General features: G+C 71.9%; 21 protein-coding genes. 13 read left to right on the top strand and 8 right to left on the bottom strand.

The features are described from left to right. Window positions 1-132: 132 nt before the first annotated feature. The gene (locus tag OHQ87_RS15180; RefSeq protein ID WP_328338394.1) at window positions 133-942 is read left to right on the top strand and encodes an ABC transporter ATP-binding protein; all 810 of its coding nucleotides are present in this window, start codon (window positions 133-135) and stop codon (window positions 940-942) included. Beyond that, window positions 942-3,506, top strand: a complete 2,565-nt coding sequence (locus OHQ87_RS15175; protein ID WP_328338393.1) for an ABC transporter permease — start codon at window positions 942-944, stop codon at window positions 3,504-3,506. Before OHQ87_RS15180 ends, OHQ87_RS15175 begins: the two co-directional genes overlap by 1 nt. Window positions 3,507-3,643: 137 nt before the next feature. Here the strand turns inward: OHQ87_RS15175 and OHQ87_RS15170 are convergent, their stop codons facing one another. The 3 genes from OHQ87_RS15170 to OHQ87_RS15160 are packed head-to-tail and all read right to left on the bottom strand — an operon-like array spanning window position 3,644 to window position 7,107. Then, window positions 3,644-4,306: a response regulator transcription factor gene (locus OHQ87_RS15170; protein WP_328338392.1), complete on the bottom strand. Its 663-nt coding sequence runs from the start codon at window positions 4,304-4,306 to the stop codon at window positions 3,644-3,646. Continuing rightward, on the bottom strand, window positions 4,270-5,574 hold the full coding sequence (locus OHQ87_RS15165; protein ID WP_328338391.1) for a sensor histidine kinase: 1,305 nt from the start codon (window positions 5,572-5,574) through the stop codon (window positions 4,270-4,272). Before OHQ87_RS15165 ends, OHQ87_RS15170 begins: the two co-directional genes overlap by 37 nt. Before the next feature lie 18 nt (window positions 5,575-5,592). After that, a complete protein-coding gene (locus tag OHQ87_RS15160) occupies window positions 5,593-7,107 on the bottom strand; it encodes a serine/threonine-protein kinase (protein WP_328338389.1) in 1,515 nt (504 codons plus the stop codon). Between the two features lie 397 nt (window positions 7,108-7,504). Between OHQ87_RS15160 and OHQ87_RS15155 the strand changes: the two genes are divergently transcribed. Genes OHQ87_RS15155 through OHQ87_RS15140 form a run of 4 tightly spaced genes read left to right on the top strand, consistent with a single transcriptional unit; the run spans window position 7,505 to window position 11,972 of the window. Continuing rightward, entirely contained in the window at window positions 7,505-9,406 is a 1,902-nt protein-coding gene (locus OHQ87_RS15155; protein WP_328338388.1) for a 2-oxoacid:acceptor oxidoreductase subunit alpha, read from the top strand. Continuing rightward, window positions 9,399-10,448: a 2-oxoacid:ferredoxin oxidoreductase subunit beta gene (locus tag OHQ87_RS15150; protein WP_328338386.1), complete on the top strand. Its 1,050-nt coding sequence runs from the start codon at window positions 9,399-9,401 to the stop codon at window positions 10,446-10,448. The genes OHQ87_RS15155 and OHQ87_RS15150 overlap by 8 nt, the downstream gene beginning before the upstream one ends. Beyond that, window positions 10,445-11,083: a 4'-phosphopantetheinyl transferase family protein gene (locus OHQ87_RS15145; RefSeq protein WP_328338384.1), complete on the top strand. Its 639-nt coding sequence runs from the start codon at window positions 10,445-10,447 to the stop codon at window positions 11,081-11,083. The genes OHQ87_RS15150 and OHQ87_RS15145 overlap by 4 nt, the downstream gene beginning before the upstream one ends. A gap of 49 nt (window positions 11,084-11,132) precedes the next feature. After that, window positions 11,133-11,972 (top strand): metallophosphoesterase family protein, encoded by an 840-nt coding sequence (locus tag OHQ87_RS15140; RefSeq protein WP_328338382.1) that lies wholly within the window; start codon window positions 11,133-11,135, stop codon window positions 11,970-11,972. A gap of 4 nt (window positions 11,973-11,976) precedes the next feature. Here the strand turns inward: OHQ87_RS15140 and OHQ87_RS15135 are convergent, their stop codons facing one another. Then, window positions 11,977-13,380: an acyl-CoA synthetase gene (locus tag OHQ87_RS15135; RefSeq protein WP_442930829.1), complete on the bottom strand. Its 1,404-nt coding sequence runs from the start codon at window positions 13,378-13,380 to the stop codon at window positions 11,977-11,979. Window positions 13,381-13,631: 251 nt separating this feature from the next. On the opposite strand from OHQ87_RS15135, the gene OHQ87_RS15130 reads away from it, so the two are divergent. From OHQ87_RS15130 to OHQ87_RS15115, 4 genes are all read left to right on the top strand, one after another. Next, entirely contained in the window at window positions 13,632-14,006 is a 375-nt protein-coding gene (locus tag OHQ87_RS15130; protein WP_328338378.1) for a VOC family protein, read from the top strand. A 131-nt stretch (window positions 14,007-14,137) separates the two neighbouring features. Continuing rightward, window positions 14,138-14,644: a mycothiol transferase gene (locus OHQ87_RS15125; RefSeq protein ID WP_328338376.1), complete on the top strand. Its 507-nt coding sequence runs from the start codon at window positions 14,138-14,140 to the stop codon at window positions 14,642-14,644. A 101-nt stretch (window positions 14,645-14,745) separates the two neighbouring features. After that, on the top strand, window positions 14,746-15,099 hold the full coding sequence (locus tag OHQ87_RS15120; protein ID WP_328348860.1) for an SCP2 sterol-binding domain-containing protein: 354 nt from the start codon (window positions 14,746-14,748) through the stop codon (window positions 15,097-15,099). Beyond that, the gene (locus OHQ87_RS15115; RefSeq protein ID WP_328338374.1) at window positions 15,096-17,162 is read left to right on the top strand and encodes an amylo-alpha-1,6-glucosidase; all 2,067 of its coding nucleotides are present in this window, start codon (window positions 15,096-15,098) and stop codon (window positions 17,160-17,162) included. The genes OHQ87_RS15120 and OHQ87_RS15115 overlap by 4 nt, the downstream gene beginning before the upstream one ends. Before the next feature lie 83 nt (window positions 17,163-17,245). On the opposite strand, the gene OHQ87_RS15110 is transcribed toward OHQ87_RS15115, so the two are convergent. Further along, window positions 17,246-17,509 carry a hypothetical protein gene (locus OHQ87_RS15110; protein WP_328338372.1) on the bottom strand — a complete coding sequence of 88 codons (264 nt, stop codon included), beginning with the start codon at window positions 17,507-17,509 and terminating at the stop codon, window positions 17,246-17,248. 184 nt (window positions 17,510-17,693) lie between these two features. Here OHQ87_RS15110 and OHQ87_RS15105 point away from each other — a divergent pair, with 184 nt between their 5' ends. Both OHQ87_RS15105 and OHQ87_RS15100 read left to right on the top strand, forming a co-directional pair. Beyond that, window positions 17,694-18,164 carry a hypothetical protein gene (locus OHQ87_RS15105; RefSeq protein ID WP_328338371.1) on the top strand — a complete coding sequence of 157 codons (471 nt, stop codon included), beginning with the start codon at window positions 17,694-17,696 and terminating at the stop codon, window positions 18,162-18,164. 4 nt (window positions 18,165-18,168) lie between these two features. Next, on the top strand, window positions 18,169-19,215 hold the full coding sequence (locus OHQ87_RS15100) for a polyprenyl synthetase family protein (protein ID WP_328338370.1): 1,047 nt from the start codon (window positions 18,169-18,171) through the stop codon (window positions 19,213-19,215). Between the two features lie 9 nt (window positions 19,216-19,224). On the opposite strand, the gene OHQ87_RS15095 is transcribed toward OHQ87_RS15100, so the two are convergent. Then, a complete protein-coding gene (locus tag OHQ87_RS15095) occupies window positions 19,225-19,731 on the bottom strand; it encodes a DinB family protein (protein WP_328338368.1) in 507 nt (168 codons plus the stop codon). Between the two features lie 123 nt (window positions 19,732-19,854). Between OHQ87_RS15095 and OHQ87_RS15090 the strand changes: the two genes are divergently transcribed. Continuing rightward, entirely contained in the window at window positions 19,855-20,751 is an 897-nt protein-coding gene (locus OHQ87_RS15090; protein ID WP_328338366.1) for a DUF72 domain-containing protein, read from the top strand. Window positions 20,752-20,892: 141 nt separating this feature from the next. Here the strand turns inward: OHQ87_RS15090 and OHQ87_RS15085 are convergent, their stop codons facing one another. Together OHQ87_RS15085 and OHQ87_RS15080 are read right to left on the bottom strand one after the other, a co-directional pair. Then, window positions 20,893-21,516, bottom strand: coding sequence for a hypothetical protein (locus tag OHQ87_RS15085; RefSeq protein WP_328338364.1), 624 nt, complete (start codon window positions 21,514-21,516; stop codon window positions 20,893-20,895). A 149-nt stretch (window positions 21,517-21,665) separates the two neighbouring features. Further along, window positions 21,666-22,529, bottom strand: coding sequence for an alpha/beta hydrolase family protein (locus tag OHQ87_RS15080; RefSeq protein WP_328338362.1), 864 nt, complete (start codon window positions 22,527-22,529; stop codon window positions 21,666-21,668). Window positions 22,530-22,589: the final 60 nt, after the last annotated feature.

Genomic DNA, 22,589 nt, shown 5'->3' with positions numbered 1-22,589 from the left:
AACCCGACCCCGGAGTGTAGGTCTAGGCCTACCGCTTCGGGTCATTAGCTCCATAGAGCGGCGCCCGCCAGATCCATACGGTTGTCACATACCCACCGCCATCTGGCGACGTTCTTCTGCGGGGAGCATGAGGTGAACAGGAATAAAGAGAGTCGGATGCCCATGAGCGGGACCGTCGACGCGGTCCGTCTGGGGGACGTCCGCAAGACGTACGGGCGCGGTGAGAACCGGGTCGAGGCACTGCGTGGCGTCACGATGAGTTTTCCGCGGGGCAGCTTCACCGCGGTGATGGGGCCGTCCGGCTCTGGTAAGAGCACCTTCCTGCACTGCGCGGCAGGGCTCGACGTGCCCTCGTCCGGCTCGGTGGTGCTGGACGGCAAGGAACTCAGCGGCATGAACGAAAACCAGCTCACCATCCTGCGCCGCGAACGGGTGGGCTTCATCTTCCAGGCGTTCAACCTGATGTCGGCGCTCAACGTCGAGCAGAACGTCGGCCTGCCGTACCGACTGGCCGGCCGCCGGCCCGACCGGCACTCCGTCGTGGAGGTGCTGGGCCGGGTGGGGCTGGCCGAGCGGCGTAAGCACCTGCCGAGCGAGCTCTCCGGCGGTCAGCAGCAGCGGGTCGCGATCGCGCGGGCGCTCATCATGCGGCCGGCGGTCATCTTCGCCGACGAGCCGACCGGCGCACTGGACACCCAGACCACCATCGAGGTGCTGCAGCTGCTCCGCGAGACGGTGTCCAGCGGTGGCCAGACGATCATCATGGTGACCCACGACCCGGTGGCCGCCGCCGCCGCGCACCGGGTGCTGTTCCTCGCCGACGGCCAGTTCATCGGTGAGCTCGAGGCGCCGACCGCCGACGTGGTGGCCGAGCGGATGACCCACCTGACCGCCTGGCAGCAGAACCGGGCGCCGCAGTCCACCGGCAGGGGTGGCTTCTGATGACGTACCTCGCGTGGCGCACCCTGCGCTACCGCAAGCTCGCGTTCATCGCGACGTTCATCGCGGTCTTCTTCGGGGTGGCGCTGGTCGTCGCCTGTGGCGGGCTGATGGAGACGGGCATCCGGCTGGCCGTCCCACCGCAGCGCCTGGCGGCGGCCGACGTCGTGGTCAGCGGCAAGCAGACCTACGGCGTGCCCAAGAAGGACCCGCAGGACACCAAGGACATCAAGTCCGTGCCACTTGCCGAACGCTACTGGATCGATCCGGGCCTGGTGAACCGGATCCAGGAGGTGCCCGGGGTCGAACGGGCGGTCGCCGAGGCGTCCTTCGCCGCCACCGTGGTCCGCGACGGCGCTCCGGTGATCGTCGGCACCCAGTCACTGGGCCACGGCTGGGAGTCGGCCCAGCTCGGGCCGTACAAGCTCGACGGGCAGCCGCCCGCCCAGGCCGGCCAGGTCGTGCTGGACCGGGCGGTGGCCCGGCTGGCCCACGTCAAGGTCGGTGACCGGGTCGACGTGGTGGTCGGCGGAATCGCCTCCTCCTACCAGGTGAGCGGCATCGCCACCCCGCCGGTCGAGGCGGACCAGACGGCGCTGTTCTTCTCCGGCGACGACGAACGGCGACTCAACCCGCACACCGGCAGCGCCGACGCGATCGGCGTGGTGGCCAAGCCCGGCACCGACGTGGACGCCCTGCGCGGTCGGATCGAGCGGACCCTCGCCGACCGCAAGCTGGTGGTGCTGACCGGTGACGACCGCGGCGCGGCCGAGTTCCCCGAGGCGGTCGGCGGGCAGGCCCAGCTCATCCCGCTCGCCGGTGTCTTCGCCGGCATGACGGTCTTCGTGGCGATCTTCGTGGTCGCCAGCACCCTCGGCCTGTCGGTGCAGCAGCGGCAGAAGGAGATCGCGCTGCTGCGCTCCATCGGCGCGACACCCCGGCAGATCCGAAAGATGGTGCGCCGCGAGGCGCTTGTGGTCGCGGTCGGTGCGGCGATCCTCGGCGTCGTGCCCGGTGTGGTGCTGGGGCCGCTGCTGCACCACATCGTCTCGGAGGCCGGGGTGATCTCGCCGGTGGTCGAGTTCCACCAGGGCTTCCTGCCATACCTGATCGGCCCGATCGTCGGGATCTTCGCCGCGCTGATGGCCGCCAACGTCGCTGGTCGGCGTCCCGCCAAGACCCGGCCCACCGCAGGTATCGCCGAGGCCGCCCTCCAGCGCAAGTGGATCAGCTGGCCCCGGGTGGTGTTCTCCATCCTCTTCTTCGGCGGCGGGTTCGCCCTCCTGCTGGTGACGGCGATCGCGATGCGGGGGGCGGTGGCCTCGGCGACCGCCGGGCCGGCGGTGATGTGCTGGGCGATCGCCATCGCGTTGATCAGCCCGGGGTTGACCCGGCTGCTGGCCGCCATGCTCAGTGTGCCGGCGCGGGCGTTCTTCGGGCTCGCCGGCTACCTCGGCACGATCAACGTGCGGGTCCGCGCGGTCCGGGTGGCCTCCGCGGTCACCCCGATCATGCTGGCGGTGGGCCTGGCGCTGGCCAACTTCTACCTCCAGACCACCCAGAACGAGGCGGCCGAGCGCTACTACTCCGACAACCTCCGCGCCGACGCGGTGCTCAGCTCGACCACCGGCGGGTTCCCCGCCGACACCGTCGAGACGCTCCGCTCCGCGCCGGGCGTCGAGGCGGTGTCCGCGTACGTCACCAGCGCCGGTTGGATCAACAAGCCGTACGACGGGTCGCACGTCGAGTCGCCGTGGCCCCTGCAGGGGGTGAGCGGGGCCAGCGCCGCTGCCATCACCGGGGTGCGGACGAGCGCCGGCAACCTGACCGACCTCACCGGCAACACGGTGGCGCTACCCGAGGTCGCCGGGAAGAACCTCGACATCGGTGTCGGGGACCAGATCACCCTGCGGCTCGGCGACCGGTCGGCGGTGGACCTGCGGGTGGTCGCGCTCTACCCGGCGAAGGAGGGGTACGAGACGATCATGCTCCCCGCCGAACTGCTCGCCGCCCACAGCACCACCGGGCTGGCCCGCCAGATCCTGGTCACCGCCGCGCCCGGTACCGACCGGGCCGCGCTCACGGCCGAATTGCGGGAGAAGGTAGGCGGTCAGCCGGGCACCCTGATCGAGGGGCGCGACGCGATCACCACGTTCGCCGAGCGGACCAAGACCCTGGCGTGGGTCAACTACCTGCTCGTCGCGCTGGTCGCCGGCTACACCATGATCTCGGTGGCGAACACCCTGATCGTGGCCACCGCCGGTCGCCGTCGGGAGCTGGGCATGCAGCGGCTCATCGGCGCCACCCGGCAACAGGCGCTGCAGATGCTCGGCGTCGAGGCCGGCATGATCACCATCATCGGGGTCATCCTCGGGACCATCGCCTCCATCGTCACCCTGCTGCCGTTCAGCGCCGTGGTGCTGGGCCGGCCCGTCCCCTCCGGGTCGATCTTCATCTACATCGGCGTGGTGGCCGGTGCGGCGGCGCTCACCTTCGCCGCCACCCTGCTGCCGGGGCGTCGGGCGATGTTCTCCCGGCCGGCGGAGGCTGCCGTCGCCGTCGAGTAGCGTGGGAAGCACCATGCGGAACGCCCCCGGTCGACCGACCGGGGGCGTTCCGCATGGTCGCGTGGTGCTGCGGTGGACGGCGATCGGTGCGCCGTCACCGCCGCCTGGCGGACCGGTGACACCGCTTGGCCGGGGCGTCAGGAGACGTCGGCGCGGGTGCCGTTGAGGTACGCCAGCACGGCCAGCACCCGACGGTTGCTGTCGTCCGCCGGGGTGAGGTCGAGCTTGGTGAAGATGCTTGTCGTGTATTTGGCGACCGCGCCCTGACTGACGATGAGGCGCTGCGCGATGGCCGTATTCGAACATCCCTCGGCCATCAGCTTCAACACCTCCCGCTCGCGTGGGGTGAGCGTGGACAACGGCTCCCGACGGGACCTGCCTGCCAGCAGTTGCGAGATCACCTGCGGGTCCATCGCGGTGCCCCCGTCGGCGACGCGTCGGATGGCGTCGACGAACTGGTCACTGTTGAGCACCCGGTCCTTCAGCAGGTAACCGATGCCGCCGCTGGCGTCGGCGAGCAGCTCCTTGGCGTACAACTGCTCGACGTGCTGGGAGAGCACCAGGATGGGCAGGCCAGGGTAGCGGCGACGAGCCTCCAGGGCAGCCTGGAGGCCCTCATCGGTGAACGTCGGAGGCAGTCGCACGTCGACCACCGCGACCTCGGGGCGCAGGGTCACCAGCGCGTCGAGCAGCGCCGGACCGTTGTCGACCGCCGCGACGACCTCGAAGTCGTACGATTCGAGGAGCTGGACCATTCCCTGCCTCAGTAGGAAGAGGTCCTCGGCGAGTACAACGCGCACGGCAGCTCCAGGATCGCGACGGTCGGCCCACCTTCGGGACTGCTGAGGACGAGCGTCCCGTCGAACGTAGCACAGCGTCGTTCGATGCCCCGGATACCGGTGCCGAGCGAGGCGTCCGCGCCGCCCTGACCGTTGTCGATCACCACCGCCCGCAGTAGACCGTCCTCGTGGCACAGCTCGATGCTGGCCCGGTCGGCCTTGGCGTGCTTGACGACGTTGTTCAGCAACTCGGAGAGGGCGAAGTAGACGGCGGACTCCGCCGGGGCGGCCAACCGGCCGGGCACGTCGGTGGTGACCTCGACCTCGATCGGGCTCTCCAGCGCGATGGCCTGGATGGCGTCCTCCAGGCCCCGCTCGGCGAGAACCGGTGGATGGATGCCCCGGATCAGGCAGCGCAGCTCCTCCAGCGCGGTGGCGGTGGCGTTGCGCGCGTCGACCAGCAGGGTCTCCGCGGCGTCCGGATTGGTACGCAGCTGCCGGGTGGCCGCGCCGAGTTTCATGCCGATCGCGACCAGCCGGGCCTGCGCGCCGTCGTGCAGGTCCCGTTCGATCCGGCGCAGCTCGGTGGCCTGGATGTTGATCACGTCTGACCGGGTCTCGGAGAGGTGCCGCATCCGGGAGGCGATCACCGACCGCTCACTGGGCCCCAGGAGCGATCTGGCGAAATGGGCGTGTCCGGCGATCACGTGTGGGGTGGCGGCCGCCCAGATCCCGAACAGCACCAGACTGACAAGCGCCCCGAGTGCCGCATGCGGCCAGGAGTCCAGCGCGGTGAAGCCGTACCAGAAGTTCACCCCGGACTCGCGCATCAGCATCCAGAACCCGGTGGAGAGCACCAGCCCCTCCACCGAGTAGACCAGCAGGGTGAGCGGCAACAGCCCGAGCGCGAACCCGACCAGCGCGTTGAGGAGCAGGAACAGCAGGTCACGCCAGGTCGCCGGGTCGGTGAGGATGGACCGGCAGCGTTGCACCCAGCCGAACATCCCCGGTTCCAGCGGTGGCAGCGGAAGGTAGGGCGAGGCGATCGGGACCCCGGACCGGGTGGCGATCTTCCGGCACAGCCCGGTCAGCCGGCGGACCAGCGGGGTGACCACCGGCAGCAGCAGCACCCCGACGCCGAGCAGGATGAACGCCGTGGCGAGGGTGGTGACGATGAAGAGGGCCAGGCTGAGCGCGGCGGTGGCGACGAGCACCACGCCCCGTCCGGTGGCGTACAGGGCCCGGGTCAGTGCCCGTCCGGTGAGCCCTATGGCGACGGCGACGTCCATGTTCTCCGGCTCTCCCGGTCACGGTGGTAGGTCGATGGTGGTGCCCGCACTCAGGGGCGTGTCGTGCACAACGAGCTGACGGAACTCGGTGCCGACCGGCGTGTCGTAGACCAGCGACCCGCTGACCTCCGCGCCGGGCTTGATGTTCTTCGTCAACCGCTGGGTGTCCGGATAGTAGAGCAGGGACCGGGCATCGGGCGTGTAACCGCGCCCGTCGGCGTCGACCAGCCGTTGGCTGAGCGGCCAGACGATGGTGCCCTTGGTGCCCTTGTTGACGATGTCGACGTCGACCATGCAGAACACCCCGTCCGCCTTCTGGGTCAGCGGCCAGAATCCGATCTCACGTTGCCCGCAGTGCACCCCCCGTACGGTGAATTCCAGTGACCCGTCCTGCCCGCTGGCGGTGGCGGGGGACGGGCTGGGGGAGGGCGAAGGGCTCGGGCTCGGCGTGGTGCTGGCGGGCGCGGCCGGACCCGGGCCGGCGACCGGGGTGTCCCGCTGGTCGGCCTGGCGCAGCGCGACGACGCCGAGCACGACGGCGGCGAGCACCGCCACCACCCCGGTCGACACCGCCGCCCAGGACGGCGGCGGCCGATGCGGCAGTGACGCCGGAGCGCGCAGGGTGGCCGGTTGCCCCGCGGCGGGATACCACCGGGTGCCGGTGAGTTGCTCGGTGGTCGTGGCCACCGGCTCCAGCGCCGACCGGATGGTCGCCGTGTCGGCGCTGCCGACCAGGACCAGCATCGCCTCCCGGGCGGTGGGTCGTTGCCGGGGGTCGGCGCGCAGGGCCCGGGCGACCACCGCGGCCAGGCCGGCGGGCAGTCCACTCAGGTCGGGGCCGTCGGCCGGGTGGACCCGGGGGTCGACCGGCAGCCGGCCGGTGGCGGCCCAGCCGACGAGGATGCCCCAGGCGTAGACGTCGGCGGGCTGGGCCGGGGGGAGGCCGGCGAGGCGTTCCGGAGCCAACCAGCCGGGGGTGCCGTACGACGGACCGGTGGTCGGGTCGAGGGCCTCGATCAGGCTCGCCAGGCCGAAGTCGATGACCTTCGGCCCGAACGGGGACAGCAGCACGTTGCGGGGGGTCAGGTCGCCGTGGGCCAGCCCGGCGGCGTGGATCGCGGTGAGCCCGGCTGCCACGCCGACCGCCAATGCCTCGGCCTGGGGGCCGGAGAGCGAGCCGTGCCGGGCCACGTGCTCGTGCAGGGACGACCCGGTGACGTACTCGGTGACGAGGTAGGGGACCGGTCCCTGTGGATCGGCGTCGAGCACCCGGGCCGTACAGAAGTCGGCCACCCGGCCGGCGGCGGCGACCTCCCGGGCGAAGCGCCGTCGGAACTCCGGTCGGGACCGCAGTTCGTCGTGGACGAGCTTGACCGCCACCCGGCCTCCATCCGACGCCTCGGCCAGGAACACCACCCCCATGCCGCCCGAGCCGAGCAGCCTGCGCAACCGGTAGGGCCCGACCTGCTCCGGATCACCCGGCCGCAGCGGTGACCCTGGCTCGGCCACTGCGCCGCTGGTCAGCTCGCCCATGTATACAAGTGTCCCATGTCGGGTCGAGGCGCGGGCCCCGCAACGTCCCCGATGGACCCATCGTGCCGGCCGTCGCCCGCCGGTGTGGGGGTGTGCCCGGGTAGGGGTTCGCTACGGGTTGGCACGGCCAGGGGTGGAACTACCGTGCTTAGGGTTGGCACCGCCGGAGGCGGAACCTAACGTGTGGTCGCACGCGCTCACCGGCGCGTGCCGCGGTCGGCGGCCCCGCCGGCTGACGACGGGGTCGCCGACCCCGGCGGTACGGGCGCCCGAGCCGCGGCACCGACGGCGTGACGACCGGCGGGGGTGCCGCCGGGCCGGGTGCCGGTCCCGTCGCGTCCGGGTGCCGCGCCGTGGTGGTGCGCGCCGCGCGCAGGAGAGAGGGACGTGATCGCCCATGACCTCGACGGCATGGTACGACGACGGGCAGCCGACGGAGGGCGGGACGACCGCCGCCACCGAGGTCCGTCAGTTGGACCGGGTGGTGATCCGGTTTGCGGGTGACTCGGGTGATGGGATGCAGTTGACGGGGGACAGGTTCACCTCGGAGACGGCGCAGTTGGGTAATGATATTTCGACGTTGCCGAATTTCCCGGCGGAGATTCGGGCGCCGGCGGGGACGTTGCCGGGGGTGTCGAGTTTCCAGGTGCATTTCGCTGATTACGACATTCTGACGCCGGGGGACGCGCCGAATGTGTTGGTGGCGATGAATCCGGCGGCGTTGAAGGCGAATCTGGCGGATCTGCGTCGGGGTGCGGACATCATCGTGAACACCGATGAGTTCACCAGGCGGAACCTGGTCAAGGTCGGTTACGCGGTGAGTCCTCTGGAGGATGACTCTCTGGCGGGGTTCGTGGTGCATCCGGTGGCGTTGACGTCGATGACGGTCGGTGCTCTGGCGGAGTTGCAGGTGTCGAAGAAGGACGCCGAGCGGGCGAAGAACATGTTCGCGTTGGGGTTGTTGTCGTGGATGTACTCCCGCCCGTACGACTCGACGTTGCGGTTCCTGGAGCGGAAGTTCGCGAAGCGTCCGGATCTCGTCGCGGCGAACATCGCCGCGTTCCGGGCGGGGTGGAACTACGGCGAGACCACTGATTCGTTCTCGGTGCGCTACGAGGTGAAACCCGCCAGGATGCTGCCGGGTACCTACCGCAACATCACCGGTAACGCCGCCCTGTCGTTGGGGTTGGTCGCCGCGGGGGTCCGTTCCGGGTTGCCGGTGTTCCTCGGCGCGTACCCGATCACCCCCGCCTCCGACATCCTCCACGAACTGAGCAAACACAAGAAACTCGGCGTGGTCACCATGCAGGCCGAAGACGAGATCGCCGCGGTCGGCGCCGCGTTGGGCGCCTCCTACGGCGGTGCCCTCGGGGTCACCACGACCAGCGGCCCCGGGGTCGCCCTGAAATCCGAGACGATCTCCCTCGCCGTCGCCCTGGAACTTCCCCTGGTCGTCGTGGACGTGCAACGCGCCGGCCCGTCGACCGGGCTACCCACGAAAACCGAACAGGCCGACCTGAACATGGCCCTACACGGCCGCCACGGTGAAGCCCCCGTCGCGGTCATCGCCGCGAAGTCCCCCTCGGACTGCTTCCACGCCGCCCTCGAAGCCGCCCGTATCGCCGTGACCTACCGCACCCCGGTGATCCTGCTGTCGGACAACTACGTCGCCAACGGCTCCGAACCCTGGCTCCTGCCCGACGTCGACTCCCTGCCCGACCTACGCGTCTCCTTCGCCACCGCACCCAACCACGACGACGGCGTCACGTTCCTGCCCTACCTACGCGACCCCGACACCCTCGCCCGCCCCTGGGCGATCCCCGGCACCCCCGGACTGGAACACCGCATCGGCGGCCTGGAGAAAGCCGACAAGACCGGCGACATCTCCTACGACCCCACCAACCACGACTACATGGTCCGCACCCGCGCCGCCCGCATCCAGGCCATCCCCGTGCCCGACCTCGAGGTCGACGACCCCGACGGCGACGCCCGCGTCCTCGTCCTCGGCTGGGGCTCCACCTACGGCCCCATCGGCGCCGCCTGCCGCACCCTGCGCCACCGCGGCCTGCCCATCGCCCAAGCCCACCTACGCCACCTCAACCCCCTCCCGGCGAACCTCGGCCAGGTCCTGACCGCCTACGACCGGGTCGTCATCCCCGAGATGAACCTCGGCCAACTCGCCCAGGTCATCCGCGCCCGCTACCTGATCGACGCGATCGCCTACAACCAGGTCCGCGGCCTACCCTTCACCGCCGCCGAACTGGAGACGACGCTGGAAGAGGTCCTCAAAAATGCCTGAACCCGTCACGGTGAAACTCACCACCAAAGACTTCAAATCCGACCAGGAAGTCCGCTGGTGCCCCGGCTGCGGCGACTACGCCATCCTCGCCGCCATCCAACAATTCATGCCCGAACTGCACATCCCCCGCGAGAACACCGTCTTCATCTCCGGCATCGGCTGCTCCTCCCGCTTCCCCTACTACATGAACACCTACGGCATGCACTCCATCCACGGCCGCGCCCCCGCCATCGCCACCGGACTGTCCGTCACCCGACCCGACCTGTCCGTCTGGGTCGTCACCGGCGACGGCGACGCCCTCTCCATCGGCGGCAACCACCTCATCCACGCCCTACGCCGCAACGTCAACCTCAAAATCCTCCTCTTCAACAACCGCATCTACGGCCTCACCAAAGGCCAGTACTCCCCCACCAGCGAAACCGGCAAAATCACCAAATCCACCCCCACCGGCTCCGCCGACGCCCCCTTCAACCCCCTCTCCCTCGCCCTCGGCGCCGAAGCCACCTTCGTCGCCCGCACCATCGACTCCGACCGCAAACACCTCCAAACAGTCCTCCGCGCCGCCGCCCAACACCAAGGCTCCGCCTTCGTCGAGATCTACCAAAACTGCAACATCTTCAACGACGGCGCCTTCGACCAACTCAAAAACCCCGACACCCGCGACGACCACCTCATCCCCCTACACCACGGCCAACCCATCACCTTCGGCCACAACAACCAACACTGCCTCGTCCACCCACCCCACGCCTTCGGCCTCGAAGTCCGCGACACCGCCACCACCCCACCCGAAGACATCGTCATCCACGACACCACCATCACCGACCCCGCCTACGCCTTCGCCCTCACCCGACTCCCCGGACCAGATCTCCGCAACACCCCCATCGGCGTCTTCCGACAAACCAACCGCCCCACCTACGACAACCTCGTCCAACAACAAGTCACCACCGCCAAAGCCACCACCACCCACACCCCCGAACAACAACTCACCGACCTCCTCCACACCGGCGACACCTGGACGATCCGACCGCTGGCCGACGCATGATCGAGCAACTCGCGCCACCCGGAGCGGTCGCCGTCGAGGCGTTCGACGACACCGACACCGAGCCGCTGCACCCCGAGGAGGCCGCCCTGGTGGCCCGCGCCGTGGAGAAGCGGCGGCGGGAGTTCACCACCGCCCGCACCTGTGCCCGCCGCGCCCTGCGCGCCCTCGGCGAGCCATCCACGCCGATTCTCACCGGGGAACGCGGCGCGCCCGTCTGGCCCACCGGCGTGGTCGGCAGCCTCACCCACTGCGACGGTTACCGGGCTGCCGTGGTAGCCCGCCGGGACGACGTCCGGACCATCGGCATCGACGCCGAACCCGACGCACCGCTGCCCGACGGCGTCCTCGACGCGATCGCCCTGACCGACGAGCGGGCCATGGTGCACCGGCTGACCGCCGACACCCCCGGCCCGCACTGGGACCGGCTGCTGTTCAGCGCCAAGGAGGCCCTCTACAAGGCGTGGTTCCCGGTCACCGGCGTCTTCCTCGGCTTCGACGAGGCCCGGATCACCCTTCATCCGACCGCCCGCACCTTCACCGCCCGCGTCCTCGTCCCCGGTCGCGTTCGGGACTTCGAGGGCCGCTACCTGCACGACGCCGGCCTGGCCCTGGCCGTCGTCGCCGTACCGAACTGAGCCGCACCACGGGCACGGCAACCGGACCACCGAACGAGGGGACCAGACGATGAGCGCCGGCATCTACGCGGTAAGCGACCTGCACGTGGCGTACCCGGAGAACCGGAAGATCGTGGAGAGCCTGCGGCCCCACGCAGCCGGCGACTGGCTGATCGTCGCCGGTGACGTCGCCGAACTCTTCGCCGACGTGACCTGGGCGCTGAAGCTGCTCAGCGAACGGTTCGGCAAGGTCATCTGGGCACCCGGAAACCACGAATTGTGGACCCACTCCCAGGACCCCGTCCTGCTGCGCGGCGAGGCCCGCTACCAGGCCATCGTGCGGCAGTGCCGGAACCTGGGCGTGAGCACCCCCGAGGACGAGTACCCGTTGTGGACCGGGGCCGGCGGCCCGCTGCTGGTGGCCCCGCTGTTCGTCGGCTACGACTACTCGTTCCGCGAGCCGGGCGTCACCAGCAAGGAGCAGTCGCTGGCCCGCGCCCACGCCTCCGGGGTGGTCTGCGCCGACGAGGTCTTCCTGCACCCCGACCCGTACCCGAGCCGGGACGCCTGGTGCCGGGCCCGGGTGGCGCTGACCGAGGCCCGGCTCGCCGACTGCGACCCGGCCGTGCCGAAGGTCCTGGTCAACCACTACCCGCTGGTCCGGACGCCCACCGACATCCTGCGCTATCCCGAGTTCGCCCAGTGGTGCGGCACCGAGCTCACCGCCGACTGGCACCGCCGCTTCCACGCCAGCACGGTGATCTACGGCCACCTGCACATCCCCCGGGTCACCTGGCACGACGGGGTGCGGTTCGAGGAGGTCTCCGTCGGCTACCCCCGGGAGTGGCGGCACCGGGCCCGCACCGATTCGTGGCTGCGGCGGGTGCTGCCCGCACCCGCCCAGGTCTGACCGCTCAGCCCTCGACGAGGCGCTTCTTCTGCACCTTGCCCAGCGCGTTGCGGGGCAGTGCGTCGACCAACCGGACCTCACGGGGCCGTTTGTGCACCGACAGTTGCCGGGCGACGAAGTCCACCAGTTCCGCCCCGGTCACCCCGTCGGCGACCACGTACGCGGTGACCTGCTGGCCCAGATCCGGGTGCGGCAGGCCCACCACCGCCGCCTCGCGTACCGCCGGGTGGGTCAGCAGCGCCTCCTCCACCTCACCGGCCCCGATCCGGTAACCACCGCTCTTGATCAGGTCGGTGCTCGCCCGGCCGACGATCCGGTGCCACCCGTCCGGGCCGACGGTGGCGACGTCGCCGGTCCGGAACCAGCCGTCGGCGCTGCGGCTCGCCGCGTCGGCGTCCGGCCGGTTCAGGTAGCCGTCGAACAGGGTCGGGCCGGCGACCAGCAACTCGCCCATCGCCGTACCGTCGGCCGGCAGGTCCCGGCCCTGCTCGTCGACGATCCGGGTGCGTACCCCGGGAAGGGGGACCCCGACGGCACCCGGCCGGCGCGGGCCGTCCGCACGGGCACTCACCGTGATCAGGGTCTCCGTCATGCCGTACCGCTCGACCACCCGGTGCCCGGTCAGCGCCGCGAGGCCGTCGAAGACCGACGTGGGCAGCGCCGCGCTGCCCGACACCAGCAGCCGCGCCGACCGCAACGCCCGCGCGGCAGCCGGCGTCGCACCGATCCGCGACCAGATGGTGGGTACGCCGAAGTACAGTGTCCCGCCGGCTGCGGCGTACCGCTGCGGCTGCGGCCGGCCGACGTGGTGCAGTCGGCTGCCGACCCGCAGTGGACCGAGCACCCCGAGCACCAGCCCGTGTACGTGGAACAGCGGCAGCCCGTGCACCAGCAGGTCGTCGGGGGTCCACCCCCAGGCGTCGGCCAGCCCGTCCAGGCAGGTGGCGATCGCCGCCCGGGAGAGCAACGCCCCCTTCGGGGCCCCGGTGGTCCCACTGGTGTAGAGGATCAGCGCGGTCCGCTCCGGTGCGGGTTCCGGATGCGTGGTCGCCGACGTGCGGCGCAGATCGACCGGGACCACCGGCAGCCCGTCCCGGCCCGACGCGGTGGACCCGCCCGACGCCGCGTCCGCCGGGGCGAGCAGGGCCTGTGCGGCCGAGTCGCGGAGGATGTGCTCCCGCTCCCGGGGCCCCGCGTCCGGCGGCACCGGCACCACCGCCGTACCGGCCAGCAGCGCACCCACCACGGCGACGACGGTCTCCGTCGTGGGTGTGGTCTCGATCGCGACCCGGTCCAGGCCGTGCAGGTCGTCGGCGACCGCGGCGGCCAGCCCCTGCAGCCCGGACCGGGACAGCGACCGGTCACCCACCCGGACCAGGTCCGGGCGGTCGTCCATCGACGATGACATCGCGGCCAGCAGCGACACGATCCACGCCCTTCCGGTCGATCGGCGGGGCGCGGCGCGGCCCCCGTGCCGACGCTAGTGCGGCGAGCGGCCCGTCACCACCCCCCACCTCCGGGGTAGCCGCGCGGCCACCCCGCTGCCGAGCGCCGTCGACGGTCAGGGGTCGGTTAAGGGTGCCGGTACGACCTCCGCACCGCCTACCCTCGACCGAGACGGATCCATCGCCGGTCGACGGGGAAGGTGGCATCGACGTCATGACCTCCGCGCAACCATCAGCCGCGCCGCCGCACCTCGTCGTCACCGACGCGTCCGATGCCATCGCGTTCTACACCCACGTGTTCGGTGCGGTTCCGCAGCGGCAGGAGTGCCTTCCCGACGGACGGGTGCTCACCGCCGACCTCGTCGTCGACGGCCACCGGTTCACCGTCAGCGAGTGGGCCGACCCCGCCGCGGCGACGCCCCGACTGCCGGTGCTCACCGTGGAGTCCGCCGACCCCGACGCGGTGCTGCGCCGCGCCGTCGCGGTGGGTGCCCGGGTCGGTACCGCCAACGGCGTTCCCCACGAGGTGCTGCTGCGCGATCCGTACGGTCGGGGTTGGGCCATCGCCCGACCCGAACCGTCCGCCTGAGCCGGGTACCGCACCGCACGTCGTGCAGGGTCGTGCCGGGGGGCACCGACCACGCCATCACCCCGGAACGCGGTTTGGCGAGGTCCGTCAGCGGTATCTGGATCCGGTACGTCCGCGAGAAGGAGGAACCGGTGAACGTCGACGATCTGCTGACCGAAGCCTACGGGCGGCTGCCCGACCTGGTCCGTGCGGCGGTGGACGGGCTCAGCCCCGACGAGCTGTGCCGGGCGCCCGGCCCGGGTGCCAACCCGGTCGGCTGGCTGGTCTGGCATCTCACCCGGATCCAGGACCAACAGGTCGCCGAGCTGCTCGGGGTCGACCAGGTCTGGGGCACCGGCGGCACGGCGGCCCGGTTCGGGCTTCCCGCCGACCCCGCCGACACCGGTTTCGGCCACACCCCGGAACAGGTCGCCGCGGTACGCCCGGAGAGCGCGGAGGCGCTCGTCGGCTACCACCGGGCGGTGGCGGAGCGCACCCGCGGGTTCCTGACCGGGCTGCGACCGGCGGACCTGGACCGGATCGTCGACGAGAACTGGGATCCGCCGGTGACCCTCGGTGCCCGGCTGGTCAGCATCCTCTCCGACGATCTCCAACACGTCGGCCAGGCCGCCTACCTGCGGGGTCTGCTCCGGCCCTGACCGGGATCTCACCCGCTCCGGGTGACCCGACCTCACCCCGCCGGGCGGCATCCTGGCCGGGTAGGGAACGGCCGGTGGGGGGAGAAGACGTGGGTACGTCGATGGCGGGGTTCCTGGACCGGTGGGTTTCGGGCCGGCGGTCGGACCTGCCGGAGACCACCTCGGGCACCCTGCGCCTGGATGCCGCCGAGGGCGGACAGACCGCCCACTGGCGGCTCACCATCCACGACCAGCGGGTCGAGGTCAGCCGGTCCGCCGAGGACGCCGAGTTGGTCGTCCGTGCCGACCGGGAGGTGTTCGACCGGTTGGCGTCCGGCCGGACCCACCTCGCCACCGCACTGCTGCGCAACGACCTGTCGGTGCAGGGCAACATGCGGTTGCTGATGACGCTCCGACGGATCTTCCCCGGCCCGCCCGACGCCCGGCACCCCCGGGAGCGGGACGGCCGCCGGTGAGGGAGGAACGGGTCCACGTCGTCGCCGGCAACGCCTTCGCGGTCAGCGACGCCCACGGCGACATGGAGGTGGACCCGAGGACGCCGGTGGGGCTCTTCTCCTTCGACACCCGGTTCATCTCCCGCTGGGTGCTCACCATCGACGGGCAGCGGCTGCACGCCCTGTCCCGCGACGACATGACCTACTTCGAGACCCGCTTCTTCCTGGTCCCCGGCAGGGCTAGTCACTACGTCGACGCTGACGTGTCGGTGATCCGGCACCGCTCCATCGACGACAGCTTCACCGAGCAGCTCACCGTGCTGAACCACTCCGCCGTACCCGCCGAGTTCGTCGTCCGGATGGAGGTCGGTGCCGACTTCGCCGACACCTCGGAGATCGGCAGCCCGGTGCCCCGGCGGATCACCAGGGCCGCCCACCCGCCCCACGGGGTGCTACGGCTGCGCTACGAACGGGAGCGGTTCGCCCGGGAGGCGACCGTGTCCAGCACCGCCCCGGCCGACGTCGACGAGGGTGGCTTCACCTACCGGATCACCGTGCCCGGGCACGGAAAGTGGATCACCGACCTGCACGTGGGCATGACCATCCGGGGTGATGGCGGCCACGACCTGCGGAAGAGCCTGGAGTCACATCGGCTGCGGGTCCGCCACGACATGCGGCACGACCTGCGTGACTGGCTGGACCGGGCGCCCCAGTTGGTGACCGAGCAGGAGCGGCTGCCGGCGGTGTACGAGCAGGCGCTGACCGACCTGGCCGCGCTGCGGTACGTCCCGCTGGCGTACACCGGGCGGGTGCCGGTGGGCGGTCTGCCCTGGGCGATGGCGCTGTACGGCCGGGACGCGCTGATCACCTGTCTGCAGACCCTGCCGTTCACCCCCGAACTCACCCCGAGCACGCTGCGCATGCTGGCCCTGCTCCAGGGCGGCCGCCTCGACGACCAGCACGAGGAGGAACCCGGGAAGATCGTCGGTGAGTTGCGGTACGGCGAGTCGGCCGCCTTCGAGGAGCAACCGACCGGGCTCTACTACGGCGCCGCCGACACCACCCCGCTCTTCGTGATCCTGCTCGACGAGTACGAGCGCTGGTCCGGCGACGCGGCGCTGGTCCGGCAACTGCGCCACCCGGCCCGGATGGCGCTGGACTGGATCGACGAGTACGGCGACCTCACCGGCGACGGCTACCTGCGTTACCAGCGGCGCAACCCCCGCAACGGGTTGGTCAACCAGGGCTGGCGGAACTCGCCGGATGCGATCGTGGACGCCGCCGGCCGTCCGCCCGCCGGGCCGAGGGCCACCTGCGAGCTCCAGGGCTACGCCTACGACGCGAAGGTCCGCGGGGCCCGCCTGGCCCGGGAGTTCTGGGCCGACCCGGAGTACGCCGATCAACTGGAACGCGAGGCCGCCGCCCTGAAGGAACGCTTCAACCGGGACTTCTGGCTGCCCCGACGGGAGTACTACGCGCTGGCCCTGGAGCCGGACGGCACGCCGGTGGAGGCGTTGACGTCCAACCTGGGGCACCTGCTGTGGAGCGGGATCGTCCCCGAGGAGCGGTCCGCCGCCGTCGCCGCCCAGCTGCTCGGGCCGCACCTCTTCTCCGGGTGGGGGGTGCGCACCTTCGCCGACGGGCAGTTGGCGTACAACCCGGTGGGTGCGCACCTGGGCGCGGTGTGGCCGTCGGACAACTCGCTGATCGCCGCCGGGTTGCGGCGCTACCACCACGACGAGGAGGCGGCCCGGGTCGCGGCCGGCATCCTGGCGGTGGCGGAGCTGGTCGGCGGATCGGTGCCGGAGGTGATCGCCGGCTATCCACGGACGTCCACCAGGTACCCGGTGCAGTTGCCGATGGCCGGCCGGCCACAGTCGTGGTCCGCCGGGGCCGTGGTGATGCTGCTCGGCACCATCCTCGGGTTGCGGCCCTGCGCCGACAACCTGCTGGTGAATCCGGCGCTGCCCGACGGATTCGGCCGGATCGAGCTGCTGGACGTCCCCGGGCGGTGGGGGCATGCCGACGCGTACGGTCGGGACCGTTCGGCCGCCCACCGGGGCCACCGCCCCCGGCTGCGCTGACGGTGAGACCGGCCGGGTGGCGGGGCCGGAGCGCGATGCGCCCGATCCCGGGCACGGCACCCGGATCCCGGCCGGCACGCTGATCACGACGGCTCGGCGGGGAGCGCACCGCCGGGCAGGGACGGGGACCCGTCGGCCGGGGCGCGAGGTGTGGACGATGTCGCCCGGAGGAGGCCGGCCCGAGCTGCCCGGAACGCCGACATCGCGGCCGGCTCCCCGCGCAGTTCGGCCGGGTGCGGTGCGGCGCGGACCGCCGCCAGGAGTGCCCCGAGGTCGTCCGCCGGCCCGGCGACCGGCCCGCTGAGCAGCCGCTCGGCGGTTTCCGGGTCCAGGGGATGTCGGGTCATCTCGTGTTCCTCAGCGCCACCCCCGGGTGGGGCGTCACGCCGGCACGGGTGCCGGTGGCCCCGATCACACCAGGCCCGGGTGGTAACGGCGAAAAGTCCGTCGGCATCCCTACAGTAAGTGACGGTCCGGTTCGTTTCGGTGTCAGACTCCGCTGGACACGCTGCATCGAGGGAGGCTGACACCATGCCAGGACGCGACACGCACAGTGACGAGCGTTTTGATCAGGTCGGCGACGAGATGTCCGCCGCCGTCACCCGGGCGGCGTCGGTGCTGGAGGAGGAGCTGTCCGCCGGCATCGCCAGCGCCCGCCGCCTCCAGGAGAAGCTCACCGCCGACCGGCGGGTCGACCCGGCCGCCTTCGACGAGGTGTCCGGCCGGGTCCGCAAGGACACCCACTCGCTCATCGACATGGTGGTCGCCCAACTGCCGGCCGACGGTGAGCGCGGCGAGCTGACCCGCCGCTACGCCGCCGACGCGCACGACGTGCTGGACAGCCTGATCGACCTGGCCCGGCTCGCCCCGGAACTGGCCAACGGGCTGATCGAGCGGGTGTCCCAGCAGGGCCACCCGACGGCCTCCGGTGCGGGCCCGGCACGCGTCCGGCGGCCTGCCGGGGCTCCGCCGGCCGGTGGCGAGCCCGGCCCGGTGTCCTGAGCCGATGACTTCCCCCGGCCTCGACGACCAGGTCGAGGAGGTGCTGGACCGCTACCGGACCCGCACCATGGCGACCCTGCTGGCCCACCTGCCCACCGGTGGCCCCCGCTACCTCTACGACCTGGTCGCCGACTATCCGCGCCGCGCCGGCAAGGGGCTCCGGGCGGCGCTCTGCCTGGCCGCCTGCCGGCTCGCCGGGGACGGCACCGAGGTCGACGAGGCGGCGGTCAACGTGGCCACCACCGTCGAGTTGTTCCACAACGCCTTCCTCATCCACGACGACATCCAGGACGGCAGTGAACAGCGGCGTGGCGCACCCACCCTGCCCGCCCAGTACGGCGTCGGGGTGGCCCTCAACGTCGGCAACATGACCAACCTGCTCGCCCTGGACCGGCTGCTGGCCAACCGGGACGGCCTCGGCTCCGGCGCCGCCTGGCAACTGGTCGAGGAGAGCCGGCTGATGCTGCGCCACTCGCTGGAGGGCCAGGCGATCGAGATCGGTTGGATCCGGGACAACGCCTGCGACCTCACCCCCGACGACTACTACCGGATGTGTCTGAAGAAGACCTCCTGGTACACCTGCATCTATCCCTGCCGCACCGGCATCCTGGCGGCCGGCGACGGTCGGCTGCGTCGGGACCGGCTGGACCGCTACGGCTGGTATCTCGGCGCGGCCTTCCAGATCACCGACGACGTGTTGAACCTGGTGGGGGAGTACGCGGCCTACGGCAAGGAGATCGCCGGTGACCTGTGGGAGGGCAAGCGCACCCTGATCCTCATCGACTTCCTGGGGCGGTGCACCACCGGGGAACGGGAGCGGACGGTCGCCTTCCTGGGCACCCCACGCGCCGACCGCACCGCCACCGAGGTGCGCTGGCTGCACCGCCGGCTGATGGCGTACGACAGCGTGGAGGTGGCCCGCCGCTGCGCCCGCGAGCTGGCCGACGCGGCGTCGGCCGAGGCACAGGCAGCGCTCGGCGACCGGGCCGGCACCGAGGACGGCCGGTTCCTGCTCGGACTGACCCGCTACGTCGTCGACCGCCCCCGTTGACCGGCCGGGTCAGCCCATCGTCTTCGCGCCGTCGATCGACTCGCGGATGATGTCGGCGTGCCCGGCGTGCTGGGCGGTCTCCGCGATCACGTGCAGCAGCGTCCGTCGCACCGACCAGCTCGCGCCCGGCGTGAACCAGGGCGCCTCCGGCAGCGGATGGCTCACGTCCAGGTCGAGGGTGGCGATCAGTTCGTCGGTGTGGGCGGCGGTCTCGGCGTAGCCGTCGAGCAGACCGGCCAGGGTGTCGTCGTCGGACATCCGGAACAGACCGGCCCAGTCGACCGGCACGCTCTCCATCGCCCCGGCCCCGCCGACCATGAACCGCGCCCACCGCTGCTCCACCGCGGTCACGTGCTTGACCAGGCCGCCCAGGCACAGCTCGCTGACGGTGCTGCGGGTAGCCGCCTGCGCGTCGGTCAACCCGCGCACGGTGTGTCGTAGAAAGCCGCGGTGCAGGCCGATGGTCTGCGCCAGGTCGGCCCGTTCGCCGGTGAGCACCCGTTCCGAAGTGGTCATCTCCGCCTGCCTCCGTGGTCGATGTCGTCGAAGGCCACGCTAGGGCCACCCCCCGACAATCCGGTGGGCCACACCCGACGCCAGCGGTTGCCGATCCGGCGGCCGGGCGGTGGACTGGACCACATGGGAGTGATCAGGGTGGGCACCTCGTCCTGGGCGGATCAGACACTGCTGCGCGCCGGCTGGTATCCCCGGTCGGCACGCACCCCCGCCCAGCGGCTCGGCTGGTACGCCGGGCAGTTCGGACTGGTCGAGGTGGACACCTCGTACTACGCCGTCCCGGTGCCGGAGACCACAAGCGGATGGGCGGCGGCCACCCCGCCGGGTTTCACCTTCGACGTCAAGGCGTTCAGCCTCTTCACCGGCCACCCGACCCCGGTGCAGGTGCTGCCGAGGGACCTGCGACCGGCCACCGGGCCGTCCCGGATCCGCCGCCGGGACCTGCCCGAGGCGTCGTACGACGAGCTGTGGAGCCGGTTCCGGGCGGCGCTGGAGCCGCTCGCGGCGGCCGACCGGCTCGGCGCGGTGTTGTTGCAGTTCCCGCCGTGGCTGGTGCGCAGCGCCGGCGCCCGGCGGCGGATCGAGGAGTTGGCCGACCGGTGCCGGCCGTGGCGGGTCGCGGTGGAACTGCGCCACGGGTCCTGGTTCGACGGGGTGGCGGCGGCCGAGACGGTGACCTTCCTGCGCGACCGCGACCTCAGTCTGGTCTGCGTCGACATGCCGCAGGGCCACCCCTCCTCGGTGCCGCCGATCATGGTCGGTACGGCCGAGCCGGTGCTGGTCCGGATGCACGGTCACAGCGCGCACTGGGCGGACGGCAGCAAGGAGGACCGGTTCCGGTACGCCTACGCCGACGACGAACTGCGCCGGTGGGCCGACCTGCTGGCAGACCTGGCCGACCGGTCCGGGGAGCTGCACGTGCTGTTCAACAACTGCTGCGCGGGGCAGGCCCAGCGGGACGCCGCCCGGCTTGCGGAACTGCTCGGGGTGGTGTCCACGACGACGGCGGCCAGCCACTGACCCGGGTTCACCGCCCCACGGTGGCGCACCCCGGGTCACCGACCCGGTGAGGCACCCGCCCCGCTCGCCGACCTGCCGGTGCGGGGCGCGCCGTCGACGGCGCGACGGCAGGTCCCGCACCGGCCGGTCCCGGCCCGACGGTCAGCTGGCCATCGCCATCCGCCGACGGGCCCCCGTGGCGGCCAGCCGGCCCATCGTCGCCGGGGCGCCCATCAACCCACCGGCACGCCCGAGCATCCCCCGGAACACCTGGCCGGGCTTCTGCTGCTCGCCCATGTACGCCGTGACCACCACCAGGGCCCCGGTCAACGCCGGGATGGTCCACTGGAGGACCCGCATCTGCCGCTGCCGGTGCGCCACCTCGGTGGGCGTCTGGTAGTTGGGCTCGGTGGTCCCCGAGACCGGCGTGTTGCCGGCGTTCTGCAACTTCATGCCGACCAACCGGCTGTAGCCGGTCGCCGCGAGCGCGCCGACGGTCAGCGCCGTCTTCACCGCGCTCATCCGACCCACCCCGGACTGGGCCATCATCCGGGGGCTCTCGGTGGCCAGTTCGCCCACCGCGCCGGCCAGGTGCGCGCCGATCGCGGCCGCGTTGACCGGGGTCCACCGGGCCCAGCCGGCCGAGGCCACCGGGAGCCGTTGGGTCGAGTCGCTGATCCGTGCCGCCGCTCCGTTGACGCCCAGCGCTCCCATCAGGGAGCCACCGAACCAGGCCGCCAGGCCCAGATCGTGCATCGAGCGCAGTGCGGTGTGTCGTTCGGACATCTGATCCCCCTCCACCGTGTTCGGGCGCAGCGGCATACCCGTCCCGGCGGCGGCTACGCGCCCGACTTCCGGGCGACCCACCGGCGGAGCCGCCCGACGTGCTCCCGGCGGGGACCAGCGGCGGGGTGGCCCCGGCCGTCCGGTGCAGGTCAGCGGCGGGGCAGGCCCGCCGCGAAGTCGGCCACCCGGCGGGTCAACGGCAGCCCGGCCCGGACCCACCGGAAGTGGTCCAGCGGGGCGCCCGCCTCGGTCGCCGTGTACCGGTGACGGGTGACCGGCGCGGCGGTGAGCTTGGCGCAGAGGTGGTCGACGGTCGGGTGCGGGGTGTACTGGTCGTCGTCGACGCTTACCGCAAGCACCGGCACGGTCAACCGGCCCACCGCCGCCTCGCTGTCCACCCCGTCCAGGGTGGGGAAGCGGCCGGTCCGGGCGGTGCGCGCCCAGTCCCGGATCACCCCGCGCGCCTGCCGGCCGCCGAACCCCCAACCCGGCCAGACCCCGAGCGCGCCGGCGACCGCCGCGATCCCCTGGGTGTACGGCAGGACGCCGTACCCGCGTAGGCCCGGATAGCTGCGCCAGTACGGGACACCGACGGCGAGCAGGGCGAGCCCGTCGACCCGGTCGACACCGTGCAGGGCCAGGTGCAGCAGGGCCGCCTGCCCGCCGAGGGAGTGCCCCAGCAGCAGCGTCGGGCGGCCGTCCAGCCGGGGCTTCAGCGCGTCGAGGACCGCGCCGACGTCGGCGGCCAGTTCCCGGTAGCCGTACCGGCAGGCACGTGACGGCGGGGGAGTGCTCTCGCCGGTGCCGCGCAGGTCGGCGACGATCACCGCCAGGCCGGCGTCGCGTAGCGCGGTGGCGAACGGCCGGTAGTACCGGGCCCGGACCCCCATCGCCGGCCAGATCACCACCACCGGAGCGTCGGGCGCCCCGTCGGGTTCCGGGTAGACCTGGATGCCGAGCCGGGCCCGGTCGACGTCGACGAACTCCTGCGTGTACTCCGTGTCCCCGCTCACCGCCCTATCCTACCGGCCGGTAATAACGGGTCCACGTCAGGCGGCTGCCGGGGCGACCTG

The organism is Micromonospora sp. NBC_00421 (genome assembly GCF_036017915.1).
GTDB lineage: Bacteria > Actinomycetota > Actinomycetes > Mycobacteriales > Micromonosporaceae > Micromonospora.
The sequence above is the reverse complement of the archived record's forward strand: the minus strand, read 5'-3'. Positions and strand labels throughout refer to the sequence as shown.